The organism is Paracoccus broussonetiae, from assembly GCF_031854425.1.
GTDB lineage: Bacteria > Pseudomonadota > Alphaproteobacteria > Rhodobacterales > Rhodobacteraceae > Paracoccus > Paracoccus broussonetiae.
Map to the genome: position 1 here is coordinate 22,247 of NZ_JAVRQI010000001.1, position 23,971 is coordinate 46,217.

Here is a 23,971-nt window from a genome sequence, read left to right on the forward strand (position 1 = left end):
GAGGAGCGTCCCATGCAATCCGACAATCCCACCGCCGCCATCCTCGTGATCGGGGACGAGATCCTTTCGGGGCGCACGCGCGAAGGCAACGCCCACCACCTTGCCGGAGTGTTGTCCGCGACCGGCTTCGACCTGCGCGAGATCCGGGTCGTTGCCGATGACAATGACCAGATCGTCGCCGCGATCCGGGCCTTCGACAAAAGCCTGGGTGGGGCCTATGACCTTGTTTTCACCTCGGGCGGCATCGGTCCGACCCATGACGACATCACCGCGGATTCCGTCGCCGAAGCTCATGGCACCACGGTCGAGGTCAACCCACAGGCCCGCGCGATCCTGCAGGCGCGCTGCGACCGGATGGGAACCGAACTGACCCCGAACCGGCTGCGCATGGCGCGGGTGCCGGTGGGCGCGGTGCTGATCGACAACGCGGTTTCGGGTGCGCCGGGCTTTTCGATCGGCAATACCCATGTCATGGCCGGCGTCCCCGAGGTGTTTCGCGGCATGGTCGCATGGCTGGTGCCGCGCCTGTCCGGCGGCCGGCCGGTGCAGTCGGACACGGTCGAGGTGCGGCGCGGCGAAAGCGACGTGGCCGAAGAGTTGAAGGCCGTGGCCGAAGAATTCCCCGACCTTTCGCTTGGCTCCTATCCTTTCCAGGATGCGACCGGATGGGGCACCAGCCTGGTCGTGCGCGGCCTTGACGTGGCCCGCGTCGCCGAGGCCATGGCCACCCTGCGCCAAAGGCTGGACCTGTGACACCGGATCCGCAGCTGTCGCTGGCCTTCGAGACGACCTGGCCCGCCGCCGAGATCGTCGATACCGGGGCGATCCGCAGTGGCCGCGGCCTGGGTGCGGGCGGGCGCGTCAGTTCCAGCATCGCGCGGTCGCCTGACTGGACCGAGGCCGATCTGAGCGCGGCCGAGGCCCTGCATCGCGACTGGCAGCAGCGCCCGATGTTCCGCCTGCCCGACAGCGACCGGCGGCTGGGCGAGGCGCTGGCCGCGCGCGGCTATCGCGCCGAGTCGCCGACGGCGATCATGACCGCCGATTGCGCCGCGCTGGTGGCCGAGATCCCGGCGCTGACCATTTTCCCGATCTGGCCGCCACTGGCGATCCAGCGCGAACTTTGGGCCGCCGGGAATATCGGCCCTGCCCGCCAGGCCGTCATGGAGCGCGTGGCCGACCCCAAGATATCCATCCTTGCACGGCTGGACGACCGCGCGGCGGGCTCTGCCTTCGTCGCGGTCGAGGGGCCGGTGGCGATGGTCCACGCAATCGAGGTCGCGCCGCAGTTCCGTCGCCGGGGCGTGGGCGCATTCCTGGTCCGCGCGGCGGCGGAATGGGCCGCGCGACAGGGCGCCCCGCGCCTGGGGCTGGCGGTCAGCCGCAGCAATGCCGGCGCCCGCGCGCTTTACGACCGCATGGGGTTCAGCGAGATCGCTGGCTACAGCTATTGGGCGCGGGACTAGGGATCAGACGCCGGCGGCAAGCCGGCGCATCTCGCGCTTCAGCAGGTCCAGCTCGCTGCGCATCAGGTTGATCTCGGCACTCAGATCTTCGTCGATCGGCTCGCCCGCAACGATGCTGAAGCTGGCAAGATGCCGCGCGGCAGGTTGCAGGGCCTCGCCCGGCTCGCCCCCATCCTCCATCAGCAGGAAGGTCTGGACGCCGTCGGACAGGCGCTGCGCCGGGATCGCGGCGGCGACGCGCCAGGTGCCATCCTCTTGTGCGGTCACGCGGGCTTCGGCGACGCGGCTGCCCAGATGAACCAGCACCAGCCGGCCGGGCGGCGCGGACCGGGTCAGGATGCCCTGCCAGATGCCGCTTTTCAGGCCCAGCGTTTCGAAATCGTCCATCATGTCCCTCATCAGAAATCGGCCCGCGGATGGCGGGACAGGATCAGCTCGCGGATTTCGACCGCGCTCATGCCGGGGCTTTCGAAGATCAGGTCCAGCCAGATCTTTTCAAGCCGCTTCTCGTTCATCTCGGTATAGGCAAGGTCAAACTCGATGACCTGCTGGCTTTGCAGCCCGGCCTGCATCTCGTGCAGCGAATGCAGCAGCTCGTCGGTATTCGGGCCGTGGCCGATGTTCAGGCGGGCATAGACATTCAACGGGCGCTCAAGCACCAGCGACGCTTCAAGCCGCACGATATGGTTGCGCGTCAGCCCGTCCAGCGCCTCGGTCGGCAGATCGATCGAGATCGACAGGAAGCTGCCGGTAAAGCCGAAGACCTCAAGCCGCAGACCATAGGGCGACAGGTCCGTCGCGCGCGGATTGCGGATCTGTTCAAGGATCAGGGCCTGCGCCTCGCAATCGTGCCAGACGCCCGCGCGGTCGCCCAGCCGCGTCCCCGAGGGTGCGGCCGCGATCCCACGCGGGGTGATCTGGCCTGCCAGAAAACCCGGACGCCAGCGCCAGTCGGTACCGCCCGGCAAATGCAGCGCGGCCAGCGCCACCCGCGACACGGCCGACTTGCGGTCCCCCCGCATCAGGAAGCGGTTCAGGCTGGCGCGCAGGGCCAGTGCCTCGTCCGTCAGCCGCTTGATCCGGCCGGGTCCCATGAATTCGACGCTTTCGGCCATCTCGGCCCATTGACCGAATGCCCGCTCACGCGTTTTCCGTTCCAGCCACTTGCGCGCGCGCAACGCCATGCTTCCGCCTCGTAATTACTGATCCATATAAATATGCGTCTCGGCCTCGGCGCCCGGATGCGTGACCGCACCGTAGCGTGCCTTGCCGACAAGCTTCGAATATTTCCAAAGTGCCCCCGAAGCGTAATCGGTCGCGCGCGGGCCGGGCCAGCTCTTCCGGCGCGCCGCCAGTTCCTCATCGGAAAGGGCCACGGAAATCTCGCCCCTTGGGGCGTCGATGGTGACGATGTCGCCATCGCGCAAAAGCGCGATCGGGCCACCATGCGCCGCCTCGGGGCCGACATGGCCGACGCAGAACCCCCGCGTCGCGCCCGAGAAGCGGCCATCGGTAATCAGGGCTACCTTCTTGCCCATCCCCTGCCCCGACAGCGCCGCCGTGGTCGCCAGCATCTCGCGCATGCCGGGGCCGCCTGCCGGTCCCTCGTTGCGGATGACGATGACCTCGCCTTCGTGGTACTCGCGGCGGGTGACGGCGGCAAAGGCGTCCTCCTCGCATTCGAAGACGCGGGCGGGGCCGGTAAAGACCTGGGTCTCGGGCGGCATTCCGGCGACCTTCACGATGGCGCCGTCAGGGGCCAGGTTGCCCTTGAGCCCAACCACGCCGCCCGTTGCAGACAGGGGAGAGGTGACGGCGTGGATGACCTTGCCGTCGATCTCTCGGTCGACCAGGTCCAGTTCCTCACCAATGGTCCGGCCCGAAGCGGTGATGCAATCCTCGTGGATCAGGCAGGCGCGGCGCAATTCGCGCATGACGACGGGGACGCCGCCCGCGTCGTACAGATCCTTGGCGACGTAATCCCCGCCCGGTCGCAGGTTCACGAAATAGGGCGTCTCGCGGAAGATGTCGCAAACGTCGAACAGATCGAAAGATATCCCCGCCTCATGCGCGATGGCGGGAAGGTGCAGCCCGGCATTGGTCGACCCGCCGGTGCAGGCGACGACGCGGGCCGCATTCTCCAGCGACTTGCGCGTCACCACGTCGCGGGCGCGGATATTGCTTGCGATCAGCTCCATCACCGCCTCGCCCGAGGCAAGGCCGAACTGGTCGCGGGATTCATAGGGTGCGGGCGCGCCAGAGCTGTTCATCAGCGCAAGCCCGATCGCCTCGGACACGCAGGCCATGGTATTCGCAGTATACTGCCCGCCACAGGCCCCGGCCGAGGGACAGGCCACGCGTTCCAGGATGTCCAGCTCGGCATCGGACATCCGCCCGGCGGCGTGCTGGCCCACGGCCTCGAACACGTCCTGAACAACGACGTCGCGGCCGTTCAGGCGACCCGGCAGGATCGAGCCGCCATAGATGAACACCGAAGGCACGTTCAGCCGCACCATGGCCATCATCATGCCGGGCAGCGACTTGTCGCAGCCCGCCAGCCCGACCAGCGCGTCATAGCAATGCCCGCGCATGGTCAGTTCGACCGTGTCGGCAATGGCATCGCGCGAGGCAAGGGACGAACGCATCCCTTCGTGCCCCATGGCGATGCCGTCGGTCACGGTGATGGTCGTGAATTCGCGCGGACAGCCGCCCGCCTTCTTGACCCCCTGCTTGACCGATTGCGCCTGTCGCGCCAGCGCGATGTTGCAGGGCGCAGCCTCGTTCCAGCAGGTGGCGACGCCGACCCAAGGCGAATGGATCTCTTCCTCGGAAATGCCCATCGCATAGAAATACGACCGGTGCGGTGCCCGCGAGGGACCTTCGGTCACATGCCGGCTGGGAAGTCGCGATTTGTCGAAGCGAGAGTTTTTCACGGCTCTTTCCTCTGCCTGTCGCAAGGGATAGGCGCAGCATCCCCGCTGGGCAAGGGCTGTCGCCCCCGCAACTGCCCGCTCGGCAGGGTCACGCGCGTCATCGGCATTCAGCCGCCCGCAAGGTTGAGGCGCGCGGCCATGATCAGATCGTTCAGCGTGACGCCCCCTGCGGAATGGGTGGTCAGGGTGACGCTGGCATGGCCCCAGCCAAAGGCAATGTCGGGATGGTGGTTGGCGCATTCCGCCTGCCACGCCGCCAGCATGGCGATCTGGGCCGGGCCCTTGAAGGACTTGAAGCGCCATTCCCGCCGGATGGACTTGCCGTCCGGTGCCAGTTCCCAGCCAGGCAAGCTGGCCAGGTGGCGCCGAATCTCGTCCTCGGGCAGTGCGGGGGCGCCGTCCACGATCTTTTCTTGGGCAAGGCCGGTCATCGCTTCCTCCTCACAGGATCGGCGCGGCAAGCGCCAGCAGGTTGTTGCGCAACCGCCGCCACAGCGACCAGCTGCGGATTTCGCCGATGGTGATCGACTCGGACCGGGCGATGTAGCTGTCCTGACGTTCTTCCAGCTGGTCGATCAGATCGCGGTCCAGAAACAGCATGTTCATCTCATAGTTCAGTTCGAAACTGCGGCGGTCCATGTTCGCGCTGCCGATCATCGCCATGCGACCGTCGGCAAGAATGATCTTGGAATGCAGCAGGCCCGGCCGATACAGCATCAGTTTCACCCCGGCCGAGACGAGCCCATAGTAAAATCCTTCTGAGGTCGCCTGCACGACAAGGGAATCGTTGCGCAACGGCAGGATCATGGTCACGTCCACCCCACGCCGCGCGGCCGTCCGGATCGCGGAATCCAGCGAACTGTCGGGAACGTAATAGGGCGTCGTGATGACCAGCCGGTGACGCGCGGCATGGATCATCGTCGCCATGCAGTCCGAAAGCGACCCCTGCCGGTCGTCGGGGCCGGTCGCCACCACCTGAGCGATGTCTCCGCCCGCGATCGCCGGGGGCGCGGTCTTCAGCATCTCGCCCAGATCCTCGCCGGAATAGCTCATCCAGTCCTGCAGGAAGACCGCCTGCATCTGGCGCACGACCGGCCCCTCGATTTGCAGCAGGATGTCCGTCCAGGGCGCGAAGCGGGGCTTGATCGCAAAGGCGCGATCGGCGCAGTTCCGGCTTCCGGTGAAGCCCACCACCTGGTCGATCACCACGATCTTGCGGTGATTGCGCAGGTCCATGCGGCGGACGAGGCTGCCGATGATCGGCAGGCCCAGCGGCAGGGCGACCGCGCATTCCGCCCCCGCCGCGGCCATGCCACGCCAGCTGTCCGAAGCGCTGAACGCGCGCGAGCCGAAGGCGTCGATGATTGCGCGCACCTTGACCCCGCGCCGCGCCGCGCGCATCGCCGCCTGGGCCACCAGCCGTCCCGAGGGGTCGTCCAGCCAGATATAGAACAGCAGGTGGACATGATCCTGCGCCGCGTCGATCGCAGCGACCAGATCCTGGATGGCGGAGTCGTCCTCGGCCAGCAGGGTGGCGCGGTTGCCCGCCATCGCGCCGAACCCGGTCGTCGCCCGATTCGCGGCGATCAGCGGCGCGGCAAAATCCGGGGGCTCGCGGACCAACTCGCGACTCGGGCTCCACAGGCCGGACAGGCGACTGCGGATGTTCCCCACATGCTCGACATCGGCGCCATGCATCCGGATCTCGCCGAACAGGACATAGGCCAGGATGCCGACCAGCGGCACCAGCTCGATCACCAGGATCCAGGACAGTCTGACCGTGGGTTCCAACCGCGGACGCAGCAGCACGCGGACGGATACCGCCAGCGCAATCGCATAGTGAATGAACACAAACATCTCGGCCCACATGGTCGCCATGAAAGCCCGCCGCGGTTAGAATTGCAATTCCGGCGCCATTTGCCTAAGTGGACGGCTGAACGCAGCGCAAGGGGCCTTCTCGGATGAACTGGATCACCAACTATGTGCGTCCGCGCATCAATTCGCTGTTCTCGCGCCGGGAAGTGCCCGAGAATCTGTGGACGAAATGCCCGGAATGCGGAAACATGCTGTTTCACCGGGAACTGGCGGACAATCTGAACGTCTGCACCCATTGCGACCACCATCTGGTGATCACCCCGCGCGACCGCTTTGCCGCGCTGTTCGACGGCGGTGTCTTCGTCGAGGTGAAGGTGCCCGAACCCGTGGCCGACCCGCTGCAATTCCGCGACCAGAAGAAATATCCCGACCGGATGAAGGCCGCGCAGAAGTCCACCGGCGAAAAAGAGGCCATGCTGGTCGCCGAGGGCGAGATGGGCCGCACTCCCGTGGTGATGGCCGCGCAGGATTTCTCGTTCATGGCCGGCTCGATGGGCATGTATGTCGGCAACGCGATCATCGCCGCCGCCGAACGTGCCGTGAAGCTGAAACGCCCGCTGGTGCTGTTCTCGGCCGCGGGCGGGGCAAGGATGCAGGAAGGTATCCTGTCCTTGATGCAGATGCCGCGCACCACCGTCGCGGTCCAGATGCTGAAAGAGGCGAAACTTCCCTATATCGTCGTTCTGACCCATCCGACGACCGGCGGCGTCACCGCGTCCTATGCCATGCTGGGCGACATCCAGATCGCCGAGCCAAATGCCCTGATCTGCTTCGCCGGTCCCCGCGTGATCGAGCAGACCATCCGTGAAAAGCTGCCCGAAGGGTTCCAGCGCGCCGAATACCTGCTGGAGCACGGGATGCTGGACCGCGTGACCCACCGCAAGAAGATGCGCGACGAGCTGATCTCGATCCTGCGCATGGTGATGCGCCAGCCCGCGCCGGTTGCGGGCGACCTGCCCGCACCGGGCAGCATCGCCGCCCTGCATTCCGAACACGACGTCAAACCCGCTTGATCCGGGGCAGATCAGATGACCACCTCCGACGCCATCCTTGCCAGGCTGATGCAGCTTCACCCCAAGGTCATCGACCTGTCACTTGACCGGATGGAGCGGATCCTGGCCGCGCTGGGAAACCCCGAGCGCCGCATTCCCCCGGTGATCCACGTCGCCGGCACCAACGGCAAGGGTTCGACCCAGGCGATGATCCGCGCCGGGCTTGAGGCGGCGGGCAAGCGCGTCCACGCCTATACCTCGCCGCATCTGGCCCAGTTCCATGAACGCATCCGGCTGGCCGGATCCCTGATCTCGGAAGACCTGCTCGCCGCCACGCTTGAGGAATGCGAGGCAGCGAATGCTGGGCAGCCGATCACCTTCTTCGAGATCACGACCGCTGCGGCCTTCCTGGCTTTCTCGCGCGTTCCGGCCGATTACACGCTGCTTGAAGTCGGGCTTGGCGGGCGGCTGGACGCGACGAATGTCGTCGACGATCCGCTTCTTTGCGTCATCACCCCGGTCAGCATCGACCACACCCAGTTCCTGGGCGAGACCCTGCCCGAAATCGCGGGCGAAAAGGCCGGGATCATCAAGCGCGGCGTGCCCTGCATCGTCGGCCCGCAGGACGGCCCCGCACGCGAGGTCATCGAGGCGCGGGCCGAGGCGCTTTCCGCCCCGCTGCGCATCGCGCGGCAGGACTGGGACAGCTATTCAGAACATGGCCGGCTGGTCTATTTCGATCATTCCGGGCTTCTGGATCTGCCGCTTCCGAACCTGCCCGGCCCGCATCAGATCGTGAATGCCGGGGCCGCCATTGCCGCCCTGCGCGAGCTGGGCTTCGGCGAGCCCGAGGCAACCGCCGCCGTCACCCGCGTGGAATGGCCGGCCCGGATGCAGCGCCTGACGCGCGGACCGCTGGTCGATGCCGCCCAGGATTGCGAATTGTGGCTGGACGGTGGCCATAACCCTGCCGGTGGCGAAGCGCTGTCCGCGACGCTGGCCGCGATGCCGGGCCGCCCGACGCATCTGGTCTGCGGAATGCTGAACACCAAGGATGTCGAAGGCTATATGCGCCCGCTGGCCCCGCAGGTGCGCAGCCTGATCGCGGTCCCGATCCCCGGCGCCGATGCGACGCTTCCGGCCGAGGCGACCGAGCAGGCCGCCGCGAATTCCGGCATTGCCGCGACCACCGCGCCGGACGTGCTGGATGCCGTGGCCCGCATCGCGCGCGAGGAACCCGGCGCGCGCATCCTGATCTGCGGCTCGCTTTACCTTGCGGGCGACGTGCTGCGCGAGAACGGCTAGGCTAGGCCCGACCCCAATCGGCGTCCCGCATCTCGCGCAGGCGGCTTGCGGTGCGCTCGAACTCAAAGGCCCCCTCACCCTCGGCGTAAAGTCGTTCGGGATCGTCGGCGCCGCTGGCGATCAGACGGACCTTGGCTTCGTAAAGCGCGTCGATCAGCGTGACGAAGCGCTTGGCCTCGTTATAGTTCGACTGGCTGAGGCGCGGGATGGAATCCAGCAGCAAAAGATCAACCGCCTCGGCAACGGCCAGATAATCCGCCGGGCCAAGCGGCTTTGCGCACAGATCCCAGAAGCTGGCCCGCGCGATGCGCCCGACATGCTGGGGCAGCTCGACCTTGCGGCCCTTGATCTCAAGGACCAGCGGCTCGGGCGTGACGCCTCCGGTCTCCTCGCGCCAGATCCGGTCCATCTGCGCCCGGGCGATCGAATCGGCGGGCGCGAACCAGACCTGCCCACCTTCGTCCCGGTTCTGGCGGTAATCGGTCACGCTGGACAGTTCGATGATCTGCATCCGTTCCTTCAGCAGTGCGATGAAGGGCAGGAAAAGCTGGCGGTTCAACCCGTTCTTGTACAGATCCTCGGGCACCCGGTTCGAGGTGGTGACGACCGTCACCCCTTCTTCCATCAGGATCTGGAACAGCCGACCCACGATCATCGCATCGGCAATGTCGGTGATCTGCATCTCGTCGAAGCAAAGCAGGCGGACCTTGTCCGCGATCGACTTGGCGACGGGGCGGACGGCATCCTGCTGGCCGGTCTTGCGCACGCCTTCCAGCGCGGCCTGAACCTCCTGCATGAATTCGTGGAAGTGGACGCGGCGCTTCTGCGACAGGGGCGCCGCCTCCATCACCAGATCCATCAGCATGGACTTGCCGCGCCCGACACCGCCCCACAGGTAGATCCCCTTGACCGCGGCGGTCGCGGCAGCGCCGGACCCGCCGCCCATCAGTCGCGACAACCAGCCGCCCTTGGGCTGGGCCGGTGCCGGAGTCGCCGCGCCAAGGTCGCGCACCAACCGGTCCAGCGCGGGCAGGACGCCGCGTTGCGCCGGATCGGGTTCAAGCTGGCCGGCGGTGACGCGGGCCTCGTAGAGTTCGGATACAGTCGCCATGGCCGCCCCCTGCCAAAGATCGGGGCCGCGCGCAAGTGCCCGCGCGCCCCGACCGGGTTCGCGATTTCAAGGATGTTGCTGCCTAGGCGATGGCCCGGTTGCGCGTCTCGGTCCGGATCAGAAGCGTGGCAAAGGCCGCCACCACCAGCAGCGCCGCGAAGACCGCGATGGCAGTGCCAAAGCCGCGCGCCACCACGACACCCAGCAGGGACGGCGCCAGCAGCCCGCCCACCCGCGCCACGGCGCTGGCTGCACCCATGCCGGTGCCGCGCAGACCGGTCGGGTACAGTTCGGGCGTAAAGGCGTAAAGCGCGCCCCAGGCCCCCAGCAGCGCAAAGCTCATCAGCAGAAGCGAGATGGCGACCAGCCACGGCCCCGAGGCCAGCGTGAACATCAGGCAACCCGCGGCGCTGAGCAGCAGGAAGATCTGCAACGTCAGCTTGCGCCCCCAGGCCTCGACCCCGTGGGCGGCCAGCGCATAGCCGGGAACCTGCGCCAGCGCCAGCAGGACAAGGAAGCCATAGCCGCGCACGAAGCCGAAGCCGCCTTTGACCAGTTCGGCCGGCAGCCAGACGAAGACCCCGTAATAGGACAGCGACACCAGGAACCAGGTGGCGAAGACCGCGATGCTTTGGTTGCGTAGCTCTGGCCCGAACAGGCCCTGTCTTGCGGCCGGAACTTCGGGCGCGACCAGCCGGACCTGCGCGGGCAAGGCGCGCGCGCCATTCGCGGTCAGAACGCGGTCGACGACCTTGCGGGCCGCTGCCTCATCCCCCTGCCGCAGCAGGAACATCGGCGATTCCGGCACCCAAAGCCGCAGCCCGATGCCGATCAGGGCAGGCAGCGCCGCGACTGCAAAGATCCAGCGCCAAGTCTCGACCGCCCCGGCCAAACTGGCAATCCAGGCCGTCAGGGCGACAATGATCGTGCCGATGGCCCAGAACCCCTCCAGCCAGACCAGCCAGCGCCCGCGGTTCCGGGGCGGAAGGAATTCGGCCATCATGGCGTAATCGACGGGCAGCGTGCCCCCGACAGCCATCCCGGTCAGGAAGCGCAGGACGAGAAGCGTCATGAAATCCGGGGCAAAGACCGAGGCGAGGCCAAAGATCGCGTCGCAGGTCACCGTCAGAAGCAGGACCTTGCGCCGCCCGATCCGGTCCGCGATGCGCCCGAACAACGTCGCGCCCGCGAACATCCCCAGGAAGAAAAGCGTCCCGGTCTGCAGGGCCTGCGGCACCGTCAGGCCAAAACTTGCCGCGATCGAGGCCGCGGTGAAGCCGATGGCGATGACCTGCATCGCATCGGCCGCCCAGACCAGCCCGAAAATCCCCAGCAATCGCTTTTGAAAGCGGCCAGCCCCGCCCTGCGCCAAAGCCTCGTCGATGGTCATCTGCATGTCCGGGTCTTTCCGTCGGTCGAAATTGGGCGCCATTTGCACATAGAGGCTTCGATAAATCCAGCCGGAAGCTCACCATTCCGTGCGCGGATGCCGGCCCGCGCGACCCAAGGCTTGCCCCCGGCCCGCAAAGACGCGATTTTCAGGCACATGAACGCGCGAAGCCAGGCCCAGATCCAGGAGCGGAGGACGCAGCCCCTGCGGCTGTGCCTGCTTGTGCTGGCGCTTCTGCTGCTGGCTTTGCTGCCCGGCCCGCGCGCGCCGGACCACCCCGGCGGACCCGGCCATCCCTATGGCGATGAAACCGTCGTCGCACTGAACGGGCAGGTTCTGGCCGCAAGACCGGATCACGTCGTCCCGCGACCGCTGCCACTGACGGGGCTGATCCCAACGGCCCCACCCGCTCCGCTGCGACGCATCGCCGCGACCGCAAACCCGCAAATCATCACGACTCTGCTGGCAGATGCCTGCACCGTCACTCCCCGTGCCCGCGCGCCTCCGAGCCGTTTCCCGATCGCCTGAAACTCGACCGCCTCTTCCTGCCGGAAGAAGGCGGCGACCCCGATTGCGTATTTCAAGGAAACGGACATGAGCCTTCAGACTCTGGACACGGACAACACGCGCCGCCCGCTGGGCGAGGCCGCGCCCCATGTGATGACCCCCACGGCAGCGGCTAAACCCGCCAGCCCCTTCGAGACCGCCCCGCCCGAGGCCCCGCCCCGACGCAGCACGCCGCCACGCTCGGCCGGGTCGGTGGCGCTGCATTGGTCGCTGATGATTGGCGGCTTCGTCGCGCTGGTGCTGGCGGGGCAATGGCTGCTGTGACCCGCGGCCGCCAGGCGTGAAACAGAACGGGACAGGGCCGCCCCAACATCGCTGCTGGGCGGCCCATCCCTGAATCTGGTTGCCATCTGGTGATGTCAGGGACGCGCAGCCAAGTGCGCGCCCCTGAACCGGATCATTGCCCTGCGGCGGGCTTTTCGGCCTCCATCTTGGCCTTGGCGCGGGCGTCCACACTGGCCTCGATCTGGTCGATGGTGAAGGATGCCGGGGTCTGGCTGGGCGGAAAGTCGACGAACGTCTCCAGGAACTTGCCCGCATGCATGGTCAGCTGCGCCATCAGGAAGTCGTTCTTGGTCCGCCAGTCATCATATTGGTCCGACACGATATCGGCGCGCTCATAGGGGTCCATGCGAAGGTTGAAAAGTTTCGGAATGCGGTAGCAGTCGAAATTCTCATACCAGACCTTGAACCCTCCGGGCGCCGGCATTTCGCAGAACACAGCCTTCCAGTCGCCATAGCGATAGGCGACCAGCTTGCTGTCGTCGTTGAAATAGGCGAACTCGTTCCGCGCACTCTTGTCGGTCTGCCCGGTCAGCAGCGGCAGCTGGTTATAGCCGTCGAGATGGACCTTGAAGGTCTTGTCCTCGATCTGCTTGCCAGCCAGCAGCTCATCCTTGATCTTGTCGTCGCCCGCCGCCGCGACCAGCGTCGGGAACCAGTCGAGACCCGAGAACATCGCGGTCGTGACCTCGCCCGGTTTGATCTTGCCCGGCCAGCGCACCATCGCGGGCACCCGGAAGGCCCCTTCCCAGTTGCTGTCCTTTTCCGAACGGAAAGGCGTCGTCGCGGCATCGGGCCAGGTGAACTGGTTCGGCCCGTTGTCGGTGGTGTAGATGACGATGGTGTTGTCGGTGATGCCCATGTCGTCCAGCGCCTTCAGCAGCTTTCCGACATCGCCGTCATGTTCGATCATGCCGTCGGCATAGTCGTTGCCGGGCATCCCGCTTTGGCCCTGCATCTCGGGGCGAATATGGGTGAACAGGTGCATCCGCGTCGTGTTCATCCAGGTGAAGAACGGCTTTCCTGCGTCATGCTGGCGCTTCATGAAGTCGATGGCGGCGGCCGTCGTCTCGTCGTCGATCGTCTCCATCCGCTTCTTGGTCAGCGGACCGGTATCTTCGATCTGTCCGTCGGCAGTGGCCCTCAGCACCCCGCGGGGCGAGTTCGCCGCGACGAATTCCTTGTCATCGGCGGGCCACAGGGCGCGCTCGGGCTCCTCCTCGGCATTCAGGTGATAAAGGTTGCCGAAGAATTCGTCGAAGCCGTGATTGGTCGGCAGGTATTCGTCGCGGTCGCCCAGGTGGTTCTTGCCGAACTGCCCGGTCGCATAGCCCATCGGCTTCAACACCTGGGCAATGGTGACGTCGCGATCCTGCAGGCCCACCGTGGCACCGGGCACGCCGACCTTGCTCAGGCCGGTCCGCTTGGGCGTTTGCCCGGTGATGAAGGACGACCGGCCCGCGGTGCAGCTGTTTTCCGCATAATAGTCGATGAAGCGCATGCCTTCGTCGGCGATGCGGTCGATGTTCGGGGTGCGGTATCCCACGATCCCGTCGGCATAGGCCGAGATATTGGTCTGGCCGATATCATCCCCGAAAATGACAAGGATGTTCGGCTTGGCCGCCGCATCCTGGGCATAAAGCGGGGTCGCCAGCGTCATGGATAGTCCAAGGAATAGTCCGAATTTACGCATTGGTAGTCTCCGTAGGCAAAGACTGGGCAACGAATCATTCAAGGGAGTGGGCAAAGGATAGCGCGCGACGCGCCCCTGTCTAATGCCGAGGGCCTTGGTCTTGCCCCCGGACGCGCAGGCGACGGCAGAAAAGTCACTGAAACGGATATGAAAAAGGGCCGCTCGCGATCTGACGCGACGACCCGTTATGCGATTTCCGGATTTTCCGGGAAGTGTCTGGAACCATAGCTCCCGGCCGTTTCCGGGCGGGAATTATGGTGCCGGTGAAGGGACTCGAACCCCCGACCCCATCATTACGAATGACGTGCTCTACCAGCTGAGCTACACCGGCACTTCCTTTGTGCCGCGCCGGATAGCAGGTTCCGGCGCGGGCGAAAAGGGGGGATCAGTACTTTTTCCCCATGACCCGCGGATCATCTTCCGGCGGCTCGACATCGGGGCGCACCGGCAGCACGTCCAGATCGCCCGCGACGGCGCGCGCGGTGCCCGTGGCGGGCCGGGACGCGGGGGGAATGATCGCAGCGGGCGGAACCTCCGGTTCGGGGTCCGTCACGGTCATCGCGGGTTCGGACTGACTGCTGACGGGCGTGACACGGCGGTAATCCGATTCGCGCGGCACCATGCCCGGCGCGACATCGGCCACCTCGGTCTTGACCACCGGTTCGGGCGGGACGGGGGCGGCAGAGCTGTCACGCGGCGCACTTTCCATCGGCTTGGCGGGCGCGTCGACCGCGTCCTTGCCGTTCTCGCGCGGCGTCGAGGGCGAACCCACCAGCAGCGGCAGCAGCTCGACGCTGTTGCGCACCAGCCCGGCCGAGGCGGACGCGCTGTCCGGCTCGCGCCAGGTCAGCGTGTCGAAGCCGCCGCAGCTGTCACAAACCGGGGCCCAGTCGGACATGACGTTGTGGCACTTGTCACAGACCCATTGCGGGCCGCGGCTGGACACCATCGCCTTGGCCAGAATGCCGCGCACGACGGAATCGTCCGCGCCCTCGCCCCGTTCGACCGCCGCCAGGATCGACAACGACCGCACGGTCGGGTGCTTCTGGGCAAGGTCGCCAAGCGCCCGACGGGCACCGGGGAAATCCTCGGCGGCAAGCAGCAGCTCGGCGCGGAGAAGGCGGGATTCCTCGTTGTCGGGGTTCTTCGAGATCAGATCCTCGAACCGGCGCAGGCGCGCGGCCGGAGTCTCGTCCGGGACGATCTCGGCATAGGTGGCCGCGATCGAGGGATGGGGCCGCACGCTCCAGGTCTTTTGCAGAACGCGCGTCGCGTTGCGGAAATCGTTCTGCGCGATATAGCTGCGCGCCGCGAGCACCGCCGCCGGGATCAGGTCCGGGCTGGCGCGGTTGGCGGAAATCGCGGCCTCGCGCGCGCTGATGGAATTGCCCTCGGCCAGAACCTCGGACGCCTCTTTCAGGGCAAGTACCGCATCGCGGCGGATATGGACGTCCTGAGGCAGCTGGCCCTGCTTGCGCTTGTCCTTCAGAACGCCGCGCGCGCCCTTCCAGTCGCCCTGCCGGGTCTGAAGCTGCAGCAGCGTGTCCTGCACCTCGGTATGCCTGGGTTTCAGCGCATAGGCCTTTTCGGCCAGTTTCAGCGCGGTGGCGGTATCGCCCTCGTCCAGCTTCTGGCGCATCAGCCCGCGGATGCCGACGAAGCGGGTCCGGTCATCGGATAGAAGTCGGCGATAGATCTCGCCTGCCTTGCGCGAATCGCCCGCGACTTCGGCAGCCTGGGCAGCCAGAAGATCGGTCAGATGCGGCTTTTTCAGGAATTTGGCCGCCTTGTGGGCCTTGTCCTGCGCCAACCGCCCCTCGCCCGAGGCGACGGCGAGCATCCCTTCGGACAGGGCCTCATAACCCTTGCGCTCGCGCGAGCGGGCGAAATAGCGGTTGATCGCGGTTTCGTCGCCCATCAGGAAGCGGACAAAGGCCAGCGCGAACCCGACCAGCTTGACCACAAGCCAGCCCAACAGGAACAGCAGGATCAGGCCGATCAGCGCCTGGACGGGGCCGAGCACATATTCCGTCCCGCCATAGACCATGCGCAGCCCGTGGCCGGTTTCGGCCAGCTGGACGGCACCCAGGGTCACGGCCAGAACGACCGCGAAGAAAATCAGGATTTTCAGAGCAGAAAGCAACATGGCGGGTCCCTTACCTGCTACCCGCGGCCAGTTCGGCCAGCGCGGCATTGGCTTCGACCCAGACGCGGGCGCGGCCGGTCCAGACCGACATCGCCTGCTGTCCCTCTTGCGGCAGGGCGCCGATCTGGGCGAGCGCCTCGTTGATGTCGCCCGCCTCGACGGCGGCATTGGCACGCGACAGGATCGCGTCGGGATCGTTGCCGTCGCGCGGCTCGATCGAGCGCGCACCGGTTTGGACGCGCAGGAAGTTCCCGATGGCCTGCATCGGCCCGGTCGCCCCTGCCCCCGCCTCAAGCGAGGCGCGCAGCCCGTCGCGGGCACTGACGGCAAAGCCCGAGCGCAGCTCGTCAAGGCTGGGCACGTCCCCGGTCAGCACGGCGGGCACCTGGATGCCGGCGGCGGACAGATCGGCAAGCGCCTGTTCGCGCGGGCCCTTGGTCTCGATCGCGGTCTGAAGCGCGGTCGCGGCGGTTGCGGCCTGCGCGCGGCGGTTCGCGTCGGCGGTGCTTTGCTGCAATTCCTCGGTCTGGCGGGCCAGGGTCTGGACCTGCTCGGCGGTGGCGGGGTCGACTACGGGCCGGGCGGCCAGTTCATCGATCCGTGCCTGCTGTTCGCTGACGCGGGCGGCCAGCGCATCCAGCGCCTCTTGTGAGACGCCGGGCGGCGCGACGGGAGTGACGGCAACCGGGGCCGCGGGGGCGGTTTCGCCACCGGAGGCGGCAGGTGCAGGCGCAGCCGGACGGTTCGCCAGTTCGGCCAGCGCAGTTTCCAGCGAGGCGATCCTGTCGGTCACCTGCGCAGGCAGTTCGGCCGGTTGCGGCGGCGCGGCATCGGCAAGGGCCTGCCGGGCGGCATCTGCCCCGGCCTGGGCCGAGCGGTCGGCCAGCGTTTCGACCTGGGCCTGGATCTCGCCACGGGCAGCGTCTGCACCGGCCTGACGCGCGGCCTCGATCTGGGCGGCGGGATCGACGACCTCACCCCCCGGGCGCAGCGACGGCGGAAGGTTCGGGATCGCCCAATAGGTCGCGGCGGCACCAAGCCCGGCCGCGACGATGCCGCCCAGGAACAGCGGGAAGAACCCGGCACGGCGGATCTCGACACGGGTTTCGACCCGCGGCTCGGGTTTCGTCTCGGGCTTCGTCTCGGAGAGGGGCTGGCTGCGCGGAAGTGTATCGCTGGTGGTGCCGAAGGGCGTCGGGGTCGCGGGCGTGGCGGCATCCGGCTTTTTGCCAGCCTCGTCGATCTTGGCCGCAGGTGCCGCCTTGACGGGATCGGTCACCGTGGCGGCCTTCACGGGCTCGGGGCGCTTCGTGGCGGGCTCAACCGCGCCGGGCTTGCCGACCAGGGACGATTCGACCTGAGGTTTCGGGTCGGTCTTGGCGGTTTCTGCCGTGGTATCCGTCACGACCGGACGGCTTTCCAGAACCGCACCCGAGACGGGTTTCTTCTTGCCCTTTCCGGGGGTCGCGGGCGTGTCGCTGGGCTTTTGTTCTGGCTCGTTCACTGTCATTCCCCGTTTACTTCGGCGCTTGGCCCGATGCAGGTCAAAGGCACCGCCATTTTTCCGTTCCCCGGCACGGCCCATCGGGCCATTCCGGGCAGTCTAGTCCCGGCCCGACGGCGCCTCAACCCGCCGTTGGTCGGAATATTCCGCCGCCAGCAAGGCTGCGACGGCACGCCGCACGCCGGGGGCGTCCGGGTCCGCCGCGACCGCCTCGCGGGCGACGGGCCCGGTCCAGGCGGCACGGGCGGCGGGACTGATCGCAGCCAGCCACAAGGGCGCCCCTGCCCCGGCGACCGCCGCCCCCAGTAGGGCGGCAGAGCGCGGCGAGAAGAGTGGCAGGATCACCGGCCCTGCGCCAGACAACAGTTCGCGCGCTTCGGCGGAAAGCGGCCGGGCCTGCTGGTCATAGACCTCGATCCCCGGGACCGGCAGGACGCGGGCGACGTGGCGGCCATGCAGGTGCAGCCAGCCCGCGCCCAGATCGCCCAGCAAGGGCATCATGCGCGCGGCGTCTCCGGGTCCCTCGGTCACATCGAAGCCCGCGCGGCGGGCGGCCTCAGCCGTGGCCGGGCCGACGCAGATCGCGGGCCGTCCCTGCCCTTCGCCCGCGGCGGGAACCGCATGGGCCGAGGTCAGGACAAGGCCGCGCGCGGCCCGGATCGCGGCGTCGTCATGGGCAAGCGGCACGATCTCGATGATCGGAGAGACAAGGACAGGCAGCCCAAGGGCGGCCATCTCCGCCGCGAAACGTCGCGACGACTGTTGCGGGCGGGTCAGCAAAACGGTCGGTGGCATGGCAATCGCGCCGGTCAGGTGCTAGTTGATCATGCCTAGGCGCTTGGGCGAGCGGGAACAAGGATAAGCATGTCACTGACCTTTCTGGGCATCGAGAGCAGTTGCGATGACACGGCCGCCGCCGTGGTGCGCGAGGATGGGACAATCCTTGCCTCGGTCGTCGCTGGCCAGACGGCGTTGCATGCCGATTTCGGGGGCGTCGTTCCCGAAATCGCGGCCCGCGCCCATGCCGAGAAACTGGACGGCTGCGTCGAGGAAGCGCTGGCCCGATCGGGATTGGGGCTTGGCGACCTTGACGGGATCGCCGTGACCGCTGGGCCGGGGCTGATCGGCGGCGTCCTGTCGGGGGTCATGCTGGCCAAGGGCCTGTCGGCGGGAACCGGGTTGCCGCTGGTCGGGGTCAACCACCTTGCGGGCCACGCGCTGACCCCGCGCCTGACGGACAAGATCTCCTATCCCTATCTGATGCTGCTGGTCTCGGGCGGGCATTGCCTGTTCCTGTCGGTCAGCGGCCCCGAGGAATTCACCCGGCTTGGCGGCACCATCGACGATGCGCCGGGCGAGGCATTCGACAAGGTCGCGAAGCTTCTGGGCCTGCCCCAGCCCGGCGGCCCCGAGGTCGAGCGCGCCGCGCTGGCTGGCGATCCCCGCCGCTTTGCCTTTCCCCGCCCGCTGCTGGACCGGCCGGGCTGCGATCTCAGCTTTTCGGGGCTGAAGACCGCCGTGCTGCGCCAACGCGACACGCTGGTCGCGGCGCAGGGGGGGCTGCATGAACAGGACCGCGCCGATATCTGCGCCGGCTTTCAGGCGGCGGTCGCGGACGTGCTGGCCGAAAAGACCCGCCGCGCACTTGAAGCATCACCCGCCCCGGTTCTTGCCGTCGCCGGTGGCGTGGCCGCGAACAGCGTCCTGCGCGCCGCGCTGCAGGACGTCGCGGCGCGCGCGGGCGTCACCTTCGTCGCGCCGCCGCTGCGGCTTTGCACGGACAATGCCGCGATGATCGCATGGGCCGGGATCGAGGCCTTCAGGAACGGTCATCGCGACGGCATGGACCTGGCCGCGCGCCCGCGCTGGCCGCTGGACCAGAAGGCCGCGCCGATGCTGGGCGCGGGCAAGCGCGGGGCCAAGGCATGACCGTCAGCATCATCGGCGCGGGCGCCTTTGGCACGGCGCTGGCCGTCACCTTGTCGGCCAAGGCTCCGGTCTCGCTTTGGGCGCGCGGAATGGACTGGGCCCCAACGCGCGAGAATCCACGCCTGCCGGGCGTCCGCCTGCCGGATGACATCACCCTGACCGGCGATCTGGACGTCGCGCTTGCGGAAACCGTCCTGCTGGCCCTGCCCGCGCAGGTGCTGGGCGGGTTCCTGGCCGAACATGCCGCGCGGCTGGATGGCCGCAATCTGGTCAGCTGCGCCAAGGGCATCGATCTTGGCACGCTGACCGGACCTTCGGCGCTGATCGCGGCCGCCTGTCCCGCCGCCACCCGCGCCGTCCTGACCGGCCCGAGCTTCGCGGCCGACATCGCGCGCGGCCTGCCCACCGCGCTGACGCTGGCCTGCGATGACGCCCTGGCCGCCGAAAGCCTGCAGCGCCAGTTGTCGACTCCCAGCCTGCGGCTTTACCGGACCAGCGACGTGACCGGTGCCGAACTGGGCGGTGCGCTGAAGAACGTCATCGCCATCGCGGCGGGCGCAGCCATCGGCGCGGGATACGGCGACAGCGCACGCGCCAGCATCATCACCCGCGGCTTCGCCGAGATGGTCCGCCTTGCGACCGCGCTTGGCGCGCGCCCGGAAACCCTGTCCGGCCTGTCGGGGCTGGGCGATCTGGTGCTGACCTGCACCTCGGAACAATCGCGCAATTTCCGCTATGGCCTCGCCTTGGGCGCGGGCCGCGACTTTGCCCCCGGCACCACGGTCGAGGGCGCGGCGACCGCCCGCGCCGTCGCCGCATTGGCCCCCCGGCTGGGGGTAGAGCTTCCCGTCTCCGGGCTGGTCGCGGGCCTTGCCGAGGGCCGCGTCGCCATGGAACATGCGCTCGACATCTTGCTGAACCGTCCCCTGAAGGAGGAATGATGCCCCTTTTCGCCGTGATCTGCCGTGACAAGCCCGGCCACCTGCAAACGCGCATGGACACGCGCGAAAGCCACCTGGCCTATGCGCGCGAGCACAATGGCTGGCTGCTGGCAGGCCCCTTTGTCGAGAACGGCTCGCCCGTAGGCTCGCTTCTGATTGTCGAAGCCGACGATCTGGACGCGGCCAAGGCCTGGGCGGCGCAGGATCCCTATAACCTTGCCGGGCTTTTCGCCTCGGTCGAGGTGACGGAATGGAAACGGGTGCTGGGCTGATGGCGTATTGGCTGTTCAAGTCCGAACCGGATGTCTTCAGCCTGGACGACCTGATCGCCAAGGGCGACAAGGGCGAACAGTGGGACGGCGTGCGCAACTATCAGGCGCGCAACAACATGCGCGCCATGAAGATCGGCGAACGCGGTTTCTTCTATCACTCGAACATCGGCAAGGAGGTCGTCGGCATCTGCGAGGTGGTGGCGCTGGCCCATCCCGACTCGACCGCCGAGGATCCCAAGTGGGAATGCGTGGACATCAAGGCCGTCGCCCGCGTGAAGCGTCCCATCTCGCTTGACGAAGCCAAGGCCGAGCCGCGGCTGGCCGAGATGGTCCTGGTCAACAATTCGCGCCTTTCCGTGCAGCCGGTCTCGGATGCCGAATGGAAGGTGATCCTGGAACTTGCGGGCGGAACCGACCCGGTTTGACCTGACAGACGCCGGCCGGGGCATCGCAACCCGGCCGAGGAGGAAGAATGGCACGCGGCCCCCAAATCATCGCCGACCGCCCGACCACGAAGCGCATGGGCGCGCTTCGCGCGCTGTGGCCCTTTGTGCGCCCCTATCGCTGGCTCATGGCGGCGGCGCTGGTCGCGCTGGCCGTCACCGCCGGGATCAGCCTGGTGCTGCCGCTGGCGGTGCGCCGGGTCGTGGACGGCTTCGACGCGGGCGCGCGCCTGCTGGACCAGTATTTCGGGGCGGCGCTGGCGATCGTGGCGCTGCTCGCGCTGGGGACGGGGCTGCGCTATTATCTGGTGACGCGTCTGGGCGAACGGGTCGTGGCCGATATCCGCGAGGCCGTGTTCGACCGCGTCATCGGCCTTAGCCCCGCATTCTATGAACGCGTGCTGACCGGCGAGATCATCAGCCGCATCACGACCGATACGACGCTGATCCAGTCGGTGATCGGCTCTTCCGTGTCGATCGCGCTGCGCAACCTGCTGATCCTTGCGGGCGGGATGGTCATGCTGGCCTGGACCTCGGTCAAGCTGTCGGGGCTGGTCCTGCTGCTGGTGCCGCTGGTCGTGGTCCCGATCGTCGTGCTGGGTCGCCGCCTGCGGGTCATGTCGCGCGAAAACCAGGACCTGATCGCCAAAAGCTCGGGCGCGGCCTCTGAAAGCCTTCTGGCCGCGCAGACCGTCCAGGCCTTCACCCAGGAAGGGCCGACCCGCCTGCGCTTCCGCGAAGTCACGGAAAGTTCGCTTGATTCAGCGCTGCGCCGGATCCGCACGCGCACGCTGATGACGGTGATCGTGATCTTCCTGATCTTTTCGGGCGTGCTGGGCGTCTTGTGGATCGGCGCGCGCGACGTGCGCAACGACGTGATGACGGCGGGCGAACTGGTGCAGTTCGTGATCTATGCGGTGCTGGTCGCCGGGGCCACTGGCGCGCTGTCTGAAATCTGGGGCGAATTGCAACGCGCCGCCGGCGCGGCCGAACGCCTGACCGAGCTGCTGACCGCCGAAGACCCGCTGACCGATCCCACCGATCCGGTCCCCCTGCCCCGCCCGGCGCAAGGCGCGATCCGCTTCAGCGATGTCAGCTTCCACTACCCCTCGCGCCCCGGCGTCTCGGCGCTGGAGGGCGTGACGCTGGACATCCATCCGGGCGAGACGGTGGCGCTGGTTGGTCCCTCTGGGGCGGGCAAGACGACTATCGTCCAGCTTCTGCTGCGGTTCTGGGACCCGGCTTCGGGCACGGTCAGCATCGACGGAATCGACCTTGCCACCATGACGCGCGCCGATTTCCGCCGCGATATCGCGCTGGTCCCGCAGGATCCGGTCATCTTTGCCACCACGGCCCGCGAAAACATCCGTTTCGGTCGCCCCTCGGCCACGGATGCCGAGGTCGAGGTCGCAGCCCGCGCAGCCCATGCCCATGATTTCCTGTCGGCCCTGCCCGAAGGCTATGAGAGCTATGTCGGAGAGCGCGGGGTGATGCTGTCTGGCGGGCAAAGGCAACGCATCGCCATCGCCCGCGCCATCCTGCGCGACGCGCCGATCCTGCTTCTGGACGAGGCGACGAGCGCGCTTGACGCGGAATCGGAACGTGTGGTGCAGCAGGCGGTGGACGAACTGGCGCGCAGCCGGACCACGATCATCGTCGCCCACCGGCTGGCGACCGTGAAGAAGGCCGACCGGATCGTCGTACTGGATCACGGCCGGATCGTCGCGCAGGGCCGCCATGACGAGCTGGTGGCACAGGGCGGACTTTACGCCCGGCTCGCACGACTGCAATTCACCGACGGGCAGGCCTTGGCGGAAACCGACGACCGCCCCGTCTAGCGCGGCGCGGCATAGACGGCGGACCAGAACACGGTCCGCCCGTCCGCACCGACCGCGCTGCCGATGCCGAAATCCTGCAATTGCGGGATCAGGATATTGTCGACATGCCCGCGCGACCCAGCCCAGACCGACAGCACCCCGGTCAGGTCATAGGGACCGGCGGCGATGTTCTCGGCCGCGATGCGGGGCGCATAGCCCTGCGCCTTGGCCCGCTGCATCGGACCGGAACTGTGGCTGCCGCTGTGGGTCATCGTCCCGCGGCGGGCCATGTCGCAGGCCTGCGCGGCGGCGGCGCGCGCCAGCCTTGGGTCAGAGCGCAGCGCGGGCAAGCCATGCGCGCGGCGCGTGGCATTGGTGCGGGCGGCAGCGGCAGCATTCTGCTCCGATGAGGTCGCCCGACACTCGGCCCTGCCCGGCGCACTGGCCTGCACGTCGGGATAACCCGGCGCATGATAGCTGATTGTCCCGGCGGTCTGGGTGCAGGCAAGCGGCAGGAACAGCACCATCGTCAGCGCCACCCGCCCTTGATACCCCGGCATTCGCATCCACCCACCCCTTGCAGCCCCGTCGGCAGGGAAACCGTCCGTCCCCGACCCCGGTTCCCCGCCGAGACGGCAGGTCCAAGGAACCGTCGGGGGAGATTGGCGTTTTCGTGCTGCATCAACGCGGAAAGGGTGGACTATGGCTATCTGGGATTTCGTGAAGGACGCTGGCAAGTCGATCTTCGGCTCCGAGGCGCAGGCGGCCGAAGCGCCCAAGACCGCCCCCGCGGCGGCCCCGGCTGCTGCGGCGCAAGACAGCGATACCGACCGCAAGGTCGCTGCGCTGAAGAAGGAACTGGCCGATCTGGGGCTGACGGCCAAGGATGTCCATTTGACCCTGCGCGGCGGCGATACGGTCATCATCAAGGGCCAGGCCCGCGACCAGGAAACGCTGGAGAAGCTGATCGTCGCACTTGGCAACATCAAGGGCATCGCCCATGTCGAACTGGCCGAGGCGCCCGTCGCCGCGGGCGGGGCGGCGGCCAAGCCCCCGGTCTTTCACACCGTCAAGAAGGGCGAGACCCTGTCCCAGATCGCGGCCCAATACCTTGGCAAGGCCGGCCGCTATCCCGAGATCTTCGAGGCGAACAAGCCCATGCTGACCGATCCGGACAAGATCTATCCCGGACAGACGCTTCGGATTCCGCAGGGTTAACCCGTCACTGACGCTGCGTTGCGGTTCATCCGGGCGGGGCTCGACCCTTGCCCGGATTATGCTTTATGGCCCATTGTCTTGCTTCTA

Annotated in this window: 24 protein-coding genes and 1 tRNA gene; 12 read left to right on the forward strand and 13 right to left on the reverse strand. The window is 67.5% G+C overall.

Annotated elements, in window-relative coordinates; translation table 11 throughout:
- Window positions 1–12: 12 nt before the first annotated feature.
- Window positions 13–753, forward strand: a complete 741-nt coding sequence (locus tag RM190_RS00110) for a competence/damage-inducible protein A (protein WP_311757351.1) — start codon at window positions 13–15, stop codon at window positions 751–753.
- Window positions 750–1,466, forward strand: a complete 717-nt coding sequence (locus RM190_RS00115; protein WP_311757352.1) for a GNAT family N-acetyltransferase — start codon at window positions 750–752, stop codon at window positions 1,464–1,466. Before RM190_RS00110 ends, RM190_RS00115 begins: the two co-directional genes overlap by 4 nt.
- 3 nt (window positions 1,467–1,469) lie before the next feature.
- On the opposite strand, the gene RM190_RS00120 is transcribed toward RM190_RS00115, so the two are convergent.
- From RM190_RS00120 to cls, 5 genes are all read right to left on the reverse strand, one after another.
- The gene (locus RM190_RS00120; protein WP_311757353.1) at window positions 1,470–1,853 is read right to left on the reverse strand and encodes a hypothetical protein; all 384 of its coding nucleotides are present in this window, start codon (window positions 1,851–1,853) and stop codon (window positions 1,470–1,472) included.
- 11 nt (window positions 1,854–1,864) lie between these two features.
- Window positions 1,865–2,650 carry a DUF6478 family protein gene (locus RM190_RS00125; RefSeq protein ID WP_311757354.1) on the reverse strand — a complete coding sequence of 262 codons (786 nt, stop codon included), beginning with the start codon at window positions 2,648–2,650 and terminating at the stop codon, window positions 1,865–1,867.
- Between the two features lie 15 nt (window positions 2,651–2,665).
- Window positions 2,666–4,399: a dihydroxy-acid dehydratase gene (gene ilvD, locus RM190_RS00130; protein WP_311757355.1), complete on the reverse strand. Its 1,734-nt coding sequence runs from the start codon at window positions 4,397–4,399 to the stop codon at window positions 2,666–2,668.
- Window positions 4,400–4,506: 107 nt separating this feature from the next.
- Complete coding sequence (locus RM190_RS00135) at window positions 4,507–4,830, reverse strand: 4a-hydroxytetrahydrobiopterin dehydratase (protein ID WP_311757356.1); 324 nt, start codon at window positions 4,828–4,830, stop codon at window positions 4,507–4,509.
- A gap of 10 nt (window positions 4,831–4,840) precedes the next feature.
- The gene (cls, locus tag RM190_RS00140; RefSeq protein ID WP_311757357.1) at window positions 4,841–6,277 is read right to left on the reverse strand and encodes a cardiolipin synthase; all 1,437 of its coding nucleotides are present in this window, start codon (window positions 6,275–6,277) and stop codon (window positions 4,841–4,843) included.
- A gap of 83 nt (window positions 6,278–6,360) precedes the next feature.
- On the opposite strand from cls, the gene accD reads away from it, so the two are divergent.
- Both accD and RM190_RS00150 read left to right on the forward strand, forming a co-directional pair.
- On the forward strand, window positions 6,361–7,287 hold the full coding sequence (gene accD, locus RM190_RS00145; RefSeq protein ID WP_311757358.1) for an acetyl-CoA carboxylase, carboxyltransferase subunit beta: 927 nt from the start codon (window positions 6,361–6,363) through the stop codon (window positions 7,285–7,287).
- Window positions 7,288–7,302: 15 nt separating this feature from the next.
- Window positions 7,303–8,571 (forward strand): bifunctional folylpolyglutamate synthase/dihydrofolate synthase, encoded by a 1,269-nt coding sequence (locus RM190_RS00150; protein WP_311757359.1) that lies wholly within the window; start codon window positions 7,303–7,305, stop codon window positions 8,569–8,571.
- Window position 8,572: 1 nt separating this feature from the next.
- Here RM190_RS00150 and zapE read toward each other — a convergent pair whose 3' ends face one another.
- Window positions 8,573–9,682: a cell division protein ZapE gene (zapE, locus tag RM190_RS00155; protein ID WP_311757360.1), complete on the reverse strand. Its 1,110-nt coding sequence runs from the start codon at window positions 9,680–9,682 to the stop codon at window positions 8,573–8,575.
- Window positions 9,683–9,764: 82 nt separating this feature from the next.
- Window positions 9,765–11,078 carry an MFS transporter gene (locus RM190_RS00160; protein WP_311757361.1) on the reverse strand — a complete coding sequence of 438 codons (1,314 nt, stop codon included), beginning with the start codon at window positions 11,076–11,078 and terminating at the stop codon, window positions 9,765–9,767.
- A gap of 150 nt (window positions 11,079–11,228) precedes the next feature.
- On the opposite strand from RM190_RS00160, the gene RM190_RS00165 reads away from it, so the two are divergent.
- Both RM190_RS00165 and RM190_RS00170 read left to right on the forward strand, forming a co-directional pair.
- A complete protein-coding gene (locus RM190_RS00165) occupies window positions 11,229–11,600 on the forward strand; it encodes a hypothetical protein (protein WP_311757362.1) in 372 nt (123 codons plus the stop codon).
- Between the two features lie 66 nt (window positions 11,601–11,666).
- On the forward strand, window positions 11,667–11,903 hold the full coding sequence (locus tag RM190_RS00170) for a hypothetical protein (RefSeq protein ID WP_311757363.1): 237 nt from the start codon (window positions 11,667–11,669) through the stop codon (window positions 11,901–11,903).
- Between the two features lie 133 nt (window positions 11,904–12,036).
- Here the strand turns inward: RM190_RS00170 and RM190_RS00175 are convergent, their stop codons facing one another.
- The 5 genes from RM190_RS00175 to RM190_RS00195 all read right to left on the reverse strand — a co-directional run bounded on the left by RM190_RS00175 (window position 12,037) and on the right by RM190_RS00195 (window position 18,059).
- Window positions 12,037–13,614 carry an arylsulfatase gene (locus RM190_RS00175; RefSeq protein ID WP_311757364.1) on the reverse strand — a complete coding sequence of 526 codons (1,578 nt, stop codon included), beginning with the start codon at window positions 13,612–13,614 and terminating at the stop codon, window positions 12,037–12,039.
- Between the two features lie 255 nt (window positions 13,615–13,869).
- Window positions 13,870–13,945: transfer RNA gene (locus tag RM190_RS00180), tRNA-Thr, on the reverse strand.
- A gap of 54 nt (window positions 13,946–13,999) precedes the next feature.
- Complete coding sequence (locus RM190_RS00185; RefSeq protein ID WP_311757365.1) at window positions 14,000–15,760, reverse strand: heme biosynthesis protein HemY; 1,761 nt, start codon at window positions 15,758–15,760, stop codon at window positions 14,000–14,002.
- A 10-nt stretch (window positions 15,761–15,770) separates the two neighbouring features.
- Window positions 15,771–17,270, reverse strand: a complete 1,500-nt coding sequence (locus RM190_RS00190) for a hypothetical protein (protein ID WP_311757366.1) — start codon at window positions 17,268–17,270, stop codon at window positions 15,771–15,773.
- 93 nt (window positions 17,271–17,363) lie between these two features.
- Window positions 17,364–18,059, reverse strand: coding sequence for a uroporphyrinogen-III synthase (locus RM190_RS00195; RefSeq protein WP_311757367.1), 696 nt, complete (start codon window positions 18,057–18,059; stop codon window positions 17,364–17,366).
- A 63-nt stretch (window positions 18,060–18,122) separates the two neighbouring features.
- On the opposite strand from RM190_RS00195, the gene tsaD reads away from it, so the two are divergent.
- Genes tsaD through RM190_RS00220 form a run of 5 tightly spaced genes read left to right on the forward strand, consistent with a single transcriptional unit; the run spans window position 18,123 to window position 22,687 of the window.
- Window positions 18,123–19,193 carry a tRNA (adenosine(37)-N6)-threonylcarbamoyltransferase complex transferase subunit TsaD gene (tsaD, locus tag RM190_RS00200; RefSeq protein ID WP_311757804.1) on the forward strand — a complete coding sequence of 357 codons (1,071 nt, stop codon included), beginning with the start codon at window positions 18,123–18,125 and terminating at the stop codon, window positions 19,191–19,193.
- Window positions 19,190–20,134: an NAD(P)H-dependent glycerol-3-phosphate dehydrogenase gene (locus RM190_RS00205; RefSeq protein ID WP_311757368.1), complete on the forward strand. Its 945-nt coding sequence runs from the start codon at window positions 19,190–19,192 to the stop codon at window positions 20,132–20,134. The genes tsaD and RM190_RS00205 overlap by 4 nt, the downstream gene beginning before the upstream one ends.
- The gene (locus tag RM190_RS00210) at window positions 20,131–20,406 is read left to right on the forward strand and encodes a YciI family protein (RefSeq protein WP_311757369.1); all 276 of its coding nucleotides are present in this window, start codon (window positions 20,131–20,133) and stop codon (window positions 20,404–20,406) included. The genes RM190_RS00205 and RM190_RS00210 overlap by 4 nt, the downstream gene beginning before the upstream one ends.
- A complete protein-coding gene (locus RM190_RS00215) occupies window positions 20,406–20,831 on the forward strand; it encodes an EVE domain-containing protein (protein WP_311757805.1) in 426 nt (141 codons plus the stop codon). Before RM190_RS00210 ends, RM190_RS00215 begins: the two co-directional genes overlap by 1 nt.
- Window positions 20,832–20,878: 47 nt before the next feature.
- Entirely contained in the window at window positions 20,879–22,687 is a 1,809-nt protein-coding gene (locus RM190_RS00220) for an ABC transporter transmembrane domain-containing protein (RefSeq protein WP_311757370.1), read from the forward strand.
- Here the strand turns inward: RM190_RS00220 and RM190_RS00225 are convergent.
- On the reverse strand, window positions 22,684–23,232 hold the full coding sequence (locus tag RM190_RS00225) for a CAP domain-containing protein (protein ID WP_311757371.1): 549 nt from the start codon (window positions 23,230–23,232) through the stop codon (window positions 22,684–22,686). The two genes, RM190_RS00220 and RM190_RS00225, sit on opposite strands and share 4 nt — an antisense overlap.
- Before the next feature lie 136 nt (window positions 23,233–23,368).
- Between RM190_RS00225 and lysM the strand changes: the two genes are divergently transcribed.
- Entirely contained in the window at window positions 23,369–23,884 is a 516-nt protein-coding gene (lysM, locus tag RM190_RS00230; protein ID WP_311757372.1) for a peptidoglycan-binding protein LysM, read from the forward strand.
- The last annotated feature ends 87 nt before the right edge of the window (window positions 23,885–23,971 follow it).